Genomic DNA, 7,788 nt, shown 5'->3' with positions numbered 1-7,788 from the left:
CCGCGGTCATCGCACCGGCGATCCGGGCCGCCAGTCGACGCCGCGCGTCCGCCTTGTGATCCGCCACCAGTGCCTCCGACACGGCCTCCGCGACGTCGTGGTGACGAGCGGCGGGCGGCGGAGCCGACGGCCGGCTCAGCAGCAGGACGTCGCCGTCAGCAATTCCGCTCTGGGCGAGCGTCTTCGACGGGTCCAAAGCGGCGGACCCGGGGAGTGACAGGTGATAGCGCCGGGCGGACAGGTCGCCGCCGGCATCGCCGGCGTCCAGGAGGTCCACGATCGACGGGGTCAGCACGGCGAGGGGAATCCCGGCCGGGAGTGCCAGGTCGGCGGCGGCGGCGCCGGAGTGGATCGAGACACGGCACAGCCCCGAATCGGTTGCACGCAATGGTGGCCCCTTCGGTTGGAATGCCGTGAACATAGCCAGGTTTCGGGCTTCGGGTATGCCGCTGTGCACAGGTGAGTTGTCGTCGTCGCCGGTGCTGCCTACCGTGCGTCCAACGGGAGGACGGGATGACCCAAGGTTTCGTGCCGGTGGCGCGGTGGCCACCGCAGGCGGTGGCCACCGCGGACCTCGTCGTCGAAGCGCCGCCCGACCCACCGCATCTGGCGGCAGCCGGCCTTTTGCCCCTCCTGTTGCCGGCCGTGCTGGGGCTCGCCGGGGTGGGGGTCATGGCGGCGGCGTTGCGGTCAGGGCCGGGTGGCGGCCGCCCTCCCATGCTGCTGGCGTTCCCCGTCATGATGCTGGTTTCGTCGCTCGTGACCGTCCTGTCCGGGCGTGCCAGCCGCCGGGGTGGTGGCATCGAAGCCGCTCGCCTCGACTACCTCGGATACCTCAGTAGGCTGCGCGCCACGGTCATGGAAACCGCTGCCGCGCAGCGTCTCTCGCTGGGCTGGCGTCACCCCGACCCGGACGCGCTGTGGACATTGATCGGTGGGCCCAGGATGTGGGAGCGGCGAGCGGCGGATCCCGACTTCTGCGTGGTCCGGGTGGGAATCGGAGCCCAGCCGCTCGCCACGCCTTTGGTAGCCCCACCGGTGGCCGAGTCCGGTGATCCGGTCACCGTGGCCGCCTTGCGTCGCTTCCTGGCAACGCATTCCACGATCGTCGCACCGATCGCCGTCGGCCTGCGCGGAAGTCCGCGCGTCAGGATCGACGGTGATGCGACCGAGGCGCGCGGGCTGCTGCGCGCGATGCTCTGCCAACTCGCCGTGTTGCATCCCCCCGACCAGCTACTGATCGTCGCGGTGATCAGCGACCGGAACCGCCGGGAGTGGGAGTGGCTGAAATGGTTGCCGCACAACCAACACCCGGCCGCGTCGGACGCGGTGGGCGAGGTCCGGATGGTCTATCGCAGCGTGGGGGAGGCGCACGACGCGCTCGCCGGTGCGCGGCCGGCGCACGCGGTGCTGGTCGCCGACGTGGACCAGACCGTCGCCGGGTGCGCGGGCGCGACCGTTGTCGAACTCGGCGGCGGCCGTGCCGGGACGCCGGTCACCGTAATCCTTGCGGATGAGACTCATCAGCCGTCGCGGCCGGACCGGATGGAGCCCATGGACGCGCTGGTATGCGCCCGCCGGCTGGCCAGATACCGAGCCGGCGCGACCGTTCACGGCGGGGACGGCGCGGACTGGCCGGCCCTGTTGGGGATCGGCGACGTGAGCCGATTCGATCCTGTCGCGACGTGGCGGAGCCGAGTCCACCGCGATCGGCTCCGCGTCCCGATCGGGACCAGTGCCGACGGCGCGCGGCTGGAACTGGATATCAAGGAAGCCGCCGAAAACGGCATGGGCCCGCACGGGCTCTGCGTCGGCGCCACGGGGTCGGGCAAGTCGGAGTTGTTGCGCACGATCGCGCTGGGCATGATGACGCGCCATCCTCCGGCTGAGCTGAATCTGTTGTTGATCGATTTCAAAGGAGGCGCAACGTTTCTCGATTACGCGCGGGCTCCGCACGTGGCGGCGGTGATCACCAATCTCGCCGACGAGGCCCCGCTGGTGGCTCGGATGCGCGACGCCCTGGCCGGTGAAATGAATCGCCGGCAACGGCTGCTGCGCGAATCGGGCTGCGTCAGCGCCGTGGCGTATGAAGCCAGGCGCCGTACGGGTGCGGCAGCACCGGGCCTGCCCACCCTGTTCATCATCGTCGACGAGTTCTCCGAGTTGCTCAGCCAGCACCCGGATTTCGCCGACATGTTCGTGGCGATCGGGCGGCTCGGCCGGTCACTGGGCATGCACCTGCTTCTGGCCAGCCAGCGGCTCGACGAGGGCAGGCTGCGGGGACTGGACGCCCACCTGTCCTATCGGATCTGCCTGAAAACCCTGTCGCCCAACGAATCACGCGGCGTGCTGGGAACGCTCGATGCGTACGAATTGGTGAACGAGCCGGGGGCGGGCTACCTGCGCACGAGCGTGGGCGAGCTGATCCGCTTCTCCTCGGCGTACGTTTCGGGACCGACCGCCGCCCACGCACCGGACGCGGGGCCCGTGGCGACTGCTTCCGTGCAGCGGTTCGGCACTCACACGGTCGGCGCCATCACCCGCGCCCAAGGGGCCGGTGTGCCGTCGGAGCGGACGGTCCTGCAGGCCGTTTTGGACCGGCTGGCCGGTCACGGGCCGCCCGCGCACCCCGTCTGGCTGCCACCGCTGGACGCGGCGCCGGCGTTGCATGCGGTGCTTCGCGACGGGATGCCCGCGCGGTGCGAGCTGACGGTTCCCCTCGGCATCGTCGACCGTCCCTTCGAGCAGCGGCGGACGCCGCTGTTGATCGATTTGCGCGGTGCCGCGGGCAATGTGGCGGTCGTCGGAGCGCCCCAATCGGGGAAGTCGACGGCGCTGCGCACCCTGGTCACGGCGCTGGCGGCCACTCATGGGGCGGACCGGGTGCAGTTCTACTGCCTGGACTTCGGCGGCGGAATGCTGACGTCGACACGCGCGATCCCGCATGTCGGCGCGGTTGCCGGCAGGACCCAACCGCGGCTCGTCACGCGGATCGTTGCCGAATGCGAGTCGGTCATCCGTTCGCGGGAAGCCATTTTCAGCGACCGCGGAATCGGCTCGATGGCGGAATACCGTCGCCTTCGGGTGCAGCACCAGGCGTTCGCGGACGATCCGTTCGGGGACGTGTTCCTCGTCGTCGACGGCTGGGGGAATATGCGTGAGGAATTCGGAACGCTGGAGGCATCGGTCATCGCCATTGCGAGTCAAGGGCTTTCGTTCGGCGTGCATGTCGTGTTGGCGGCGTCGCGGTGGGCCGAGATCAGGCCGGCCCTGAGGGACCAGATCGGCACCCGCATCGAGCTGCGGTTGGGTGACCCCGCCGATTCCGAGTTGGACCGCAAAGCGGCCCAACATGTGCCCCATGGCAGACCGGGCCGCGGTCTTTGCGGTGACGGGTCGCACATGATGATCGCCTTGCCGCTGGCCGAGATTGGCCCGAGCGAGTCCGTTGCGCCGCCGATTCCGTTGCTTCCGGAGCGGGTGGAGCGTGACACCGTCGCGGACCGGGCGGGCGACCGTATCCTCCTGGGCATCGACGAGCGTCGGCTGCAGCCGGTGACGTGTGACTTCGACCGGCAGCCTCATTTGTTGATGCTCGGCGACAAAGGGTGCGGGAAGACCGCGGCGCTGCGGACGCTGTGCCGCGAGATCGTCCGGACGCAGAGCCCGACGCAAGCCCGTGTCGTGATCGTCGATTTCCGGCGCTCGCTGCTCGGTGTCGTCGAGTCGGAGCATCTCGGCGGCTACGCCACGTCACCCGGCGCGCTGGCCGCACTGCTGCCAGATCTGCTCGACCTGCTGCGGCGGCGTATGCCTCCGCCCGGCGCGACCCAGGCGCAACTGGCTACCGGGTCCTGGTGGTCCGGTCCGGACATCTATTTCGTCGTCGACGATTACGAACTGGTCGCCACCCCGGCCGGTAACCCGTTGGCGCCGCTCACCGAATACCTGCCCTACGCAACCGATCTGGGCCTGCGTTTGGTCATAACCCGGCGGAGCCGCGGTGCCGAGCGCGCGATGTTCGAGCCTCTGCTGGCCGGATTGCGCGACTTTGGCTGCACGACGCTGATGATGAGCGGATTCCCCGGCGAGGAGGTGTCGTTCGGCTCCCGGCGCCCCACGCGGTTGCCGCCCGGACGCGGTGTCCTGCTCACCGGTGACGGCGACGAACAGCTTGTCCAGGTGGCCTGGAGCGCGCCGTGAAAGCGCATCGCGCCGTCATCGAGACCGGTCCCGCCACGATCCGTCGATTATGTTGCGGCACAGGTGCGGTCGTCGACGGCGCGCCATCCGAGGTCGTCGACGCGGCGCTTGGCGCGATCGACGATCCGGTGGCGCTGGTGGGTGAGCGTCCGGTTGCGGTGGCTTCGCTGTGGACCGCCGCCCTGCGGTCGGCGATCTGCAAGGACGGCAAGGGTGCCGTCGTGCTGCACCCATCCTGGTGGCCGTCGTCGCGCATCAAAATCCTGAGCTCGGCCGCGGCCACCGTGTCCGACGGCGCGCTCGTGCGGCCGCGGTCGTGGTTGCTCAGGCGGGCCGCCCATACCGATGCCGAACCGACGCTCGTGGAGATCACCGGCGGGATGGTGGTGATCGGTGGTGATCGTGTCGTCGCCATACCGCGCCGCCCCCCGCGCCCCGTAGCCGACGAGGTGCTGGCCGCCCTCGCGCGCATCCCCGGGGACGTCGTGCTCATCGACGCGCCGAGCGAGGTCCCCGGGGCGCCGGCTCTGGCCGCGGCGATCGCCCATGGCGCGAGCGGCATCGGACGGACGGCGCTGCACATCGACGACGCAGGACTGGCCCGGCTGGCCCGATCGGCGGTGTCCGATGTGGACGAGCCGGCCGGGCCACGCGGTCGCGGCGATCGTGCCCCGGGCCGCGCGCGGACCCTGGGCGGCCTCGGCGCGGCCGCCATGGTGCTTGCCGCGGCGGCCCCGGCCCTGGTTGGCCGGCATGGCGCGTCGGCCCCACCGCAGGTGGACGCGCCGCCGACCACGTTTCTCGTCGAGGGCCGGGTGGCGGTGACAGTGCCGGCGGGCTGGCCCACGCAGCGGGTGACCGGCGGGCCGGGATCGGCGCGAGTGCAAGTCACCTCGCCGTCGGATCCCGAAGTGGCCTTGCACGTCACACAGTCGCCGGTCACCGCCGAAACGTTGAGCGGCACCGCCGAGCGATTGAGACGCGCCATCGACGCGGAGCCCGCGGGATCGTTCGTCGACTTCGATCCCACCGGGACCAGCGCCGGCAGGCCCGCGGTGACGTACCGCGAAGTCCGCGCCGGTCACGAGGTGCGGTGGACGGTGCTGCTGGACGGGCCGGTGCGGATCAGCCTTGGGTGCCAGAGCCGGCCGGGCAAGGAAGAGGCCGTCCGTGCTGTCTGCGAGCAGGCGGTGCGGTCGGCGCACGCGATCGGATGAACTCCGGATCGGATGGAACCGAATGGGCGTCGACGCGGTCGAATTGAGTATGGCTACACCGAACACACTGAGCACTGACTTCGACCTGATGCGGTCGGTCGCCGGGACCACGGACGCCCGCAACGAGGAGATCCGGGCCATGCTGCAGGCGTTCATCGGCCGCATGAGCGAAGTGCCGCCGTCGGTGTGGGGCGGGGCCGCCGCAGGGCGGTTCAAAGAGGTGGTGGATCGCTGGAACGCCGAGTCGTTGCGGCTTTATCACGTCCTGCATGCGATCGGCGAGACTATCCGGCACAACGCGGCCGCCCTACAGGAGGCCGGCCACGACCACGCGACCCACATCGCCGCCGCGGGCGGAAACCTCTAGTCGAAAGGGTTCACCCGTGGAATCGGCGCTGTCCTATAACTTCGGCGAAATCGAATATTCGGTGCGCCAGCAGATCCACACCACGTCGGCCCGTTTCAATGCCGCGCTGGAGGAGCTGAGGTCGCAGATCGCCCCGTTGCAGCAGTTGTGGACCCGCGAGGCGGCCGCCGCCTACCAGGTCGAGCAGCAGAAGTGGCACCAGTCCGCGACGGTGCTCAACGAGATCCTGGTCGAGCTCGGAAACGCGGTGCGCGACGGCGCCGAAGAGGTGGCGAACGCCGATCGGCGGGCGGCCGGCGTCTGGGGTCGGTAGCCGCACGCACCCATGGTCGTCTGTGTGGTCCCGGCGGAGGAGAGCCGCTGGGACCACACAGTCATTTTGACCTGCGGGGACGCTCATCGGTAAGCTGCTCGGTTGGCGTGCGGTACGCCGGGTCTCGGGTCAATGTCGGTCGCCGAGAACCCCTCCTTCTGGACCCACCGCCAACGCCTGACCGGCACCCGGCTCGACCCGGGATCCACCTCGAGAAAGAAAAGGTAAGCGCTGTGCCCACCTACGCGCCAAAGGCGGGTGACACCACGCGGTCGTGGTACGTCATCGACGCCACGGACGTGGTGCTTGGCCGCCTTGCCGTCGCGGCAGCCACCCTGCTGCGCGGCAAGCACAAGCCGACGTTCGCCCCCAATGTCGACGGCGGTGACTTCGTCATCGTCATCAACGCCGACAAGGTCGCCCTTTCCGGCGACAAACTGCAGAGCAAGCTGGCTTACCGCCACTCGGGGTATCCCGGCGGTCTGCACTCGCGCACCACCGGCGAGCTGATGGAGAAGCACCCCGACCGCGTCGTCGAAAAGGCGATCGTCGGCATGCTGCCCAAGAACAAGCTCAGCCGTCAGATCCAGCGCAAACTCCACGTCTACGCCGGCCCGGAGCACCCACACGCCGCTCAGCAGCCGGTTCCGTACGAGATCAAGCAGGTGGCCCAGTGACCGAAACGACCGAGGCCCTGGACACCACGGCCACCCCGGAAACACCGGACGTCCCGGCCGAGGCGCCCGCGCCCGCGGCCGCCGAATCCTTCGTGTTCGACCGGCCCATCCAGACCGTCGGCCGCCGCAAGGAGGCCGTGGTGCGGGTGCGCCTGGTGCCCGGCACCGGCAAGTTCGACCTCAACGGCCGCAGCCTGGAGGACTACTTCCCCAACAAGGTGCACCAGCAGCTCATCAAGGCCCCGCTGGTCACGGTCGACCGGGTGGACAGCTTCGACATCTTCGCCCTGCTCCATGGCGGCGGGCCGTCCGGCCAGGCCGGGGCGCTGCGGCTGGGCATCGCCCGGGCGCTGATCCTGGCGCAGCCCGAGGACCGGCCCGCGCTGAAGAAGGCCGGCTTCCTCACCCGTGACCCGCGTGCCACCGAGCGCAAGAAGTACGGCCTGAAGAAGGCCCGCAAGGCGCCTCAGTACAGCAAGCGCTGATCAACCATCACGTTCTGGCCGCAACGGGGCCTCAAACTGGGGCGTCCCGCGCCCCCGTCGGCGTGTCTGCGCCCAAACGCGCCCCGTTTCGGTCAGAAAAGAACGGGCACGTTAGGTGAACGACCGCCAACTGTGAGAGGTTTTTCCGCATGGGTCGACTATTCGGCACCGACGGTGTCCGCGGGGTCGCCAACCGGGAGTTGACCGCCGAGCTGGCGCTCGAGCTGGGCGTCGCCGCCGCGCGGCACCTGGCCAGCGCGGGCGGGCCCGGCCGGCGGGTCGCCGTGATCGGGCGCGACCCCCGGGCCAGCGGCGAGATGCTGGAGGCCGCCGTGATCGCCGGGCTGACCAGCCAGGGCGTCGACGCGCTGCGGGTCGGCGTGCTGCCCACCCCCGCGGTGGCCTACCTGACCGGCGCGTATGACGCCGACTTCGGCGTGATGATCTCGGCGTCGCACAACCCGATGCCCGACAACGGCATCAAGATCTTCGGTCCCGGCGGCCGCAAGCTCGACGACGACACCGA

At 70.0% G+C, this 7,788-nt stretch carries 7 protein-coding genes and 1 pseudogene; 7 read left to right on the top strand and 1 reads right to left on the bottom strand.

The genetic code is table 11. From position 1 onward, the window contains the following. Positions 1-388, bottom strand: a 388-nt coding sequence (locus A9X04_RS05235) for an EsaB/YukD family protein (protein WP_231985663.1), incomplete at its 3' end; no start/stop codon positions are given. A 125-nt stretch (positions 389-513) separates the two neighbouring features. Between A9X04_RS05235 and eccCa the strand changes: the two genes are divergently transcribed. The 7 genes and pseudogenes from eccCa to A9X04_RS05200 all read left to right on the top strand — a co-directional run. Further along, positions 514-4,203, top strand: coding sequence for a type VII secretion protein EccCa (gene eccCa / locus A9X04_RS05230; RefSeq protein ID WP_067918389.1), 3,690 nt, complete (start codon positions 514-516; stop codon positions 4,201-4,203). Beyond that, a complete protein-coding gene (locus A9X04_RS05225) occupies positions 4,200-5,420 on the top strand; it encodes a type VII secretion-associated protein (RefSeq protein ID WP_067918387.1) in 1,221 nt (406 codons plus the stop codon). The genes eccCa and A9X04_RS05225 overlap by 4 nt, the downstream gene beginning before the upstream one ends. A gap of 49 nt (positions 5,421-5,469) precedes the next feature. Continuing rightward, positions 5,470-5,787 (top strand): WXG100 family type VII secretion target, encoded by a 318-nt coding sequence (locus A9X04_RS05220; protein ID WP_067918393.1) that lies wholly within the window; start codon positions 5,470-5,472, stop codon positions 5,785-5,787. Between the two features lie 16 nt (positions 5,788-5,803). Continuing rightward, complete coding sequence (locus A9X04_RS05215; protein WP_067918385.1) at positions 5,804-6,100, top strand: WXG100 family type VII secretion target; 297 nt, start codon at positions 5,804-5,806, stop codon at positions 6,098-6,100. 233 nt (positions 6,101-6,333) lie between these two features. Further along, a complete protein-coding gene (gene rplM, locus A9X04_RS05210; RefSeq protein ID WP_067918384.1) occupies positions 6,334-6,777 on the top strand; it encodes a 50S ribosomal protein L13 in 444 nt (147 codons plus the stop codon). Positions 6,778-6,794: 17 nt separating this feature from the next. Next, positions 6,795-7,262: a 30S ribosomal protein S9 gene (rpsI, locus tag A9X04_RS05205; RefSeq protein WP_369804512.1), complete on the top strand. Its 468-nt coding sequence runs from the start codon at positions 6,795-6,797 to the stop codon at positions 7,260-7,262. A gap of 149 nt (positions 7,263-7,411) precedes the next feature. Next, positions 7,412-7,788: pseudogene (locus A9X04_RS05200) on the top strand (phosphoglucosamine mutase); the annotation flags it as partial.

This window comes from Mycobacterium sp. E3247 (assembly GCF_001667785.1).
GTDB lineage: Bacteria > Actinomycetota > Actinomycetes > Mycobacteriales > Mycobacteriaceae > Mycobacterium.
The sequence above is the reverse complement of the archived record's forward strand: the minus strand, read 5'-3'. Positions and strand labels throughout refer to the sequence as shown.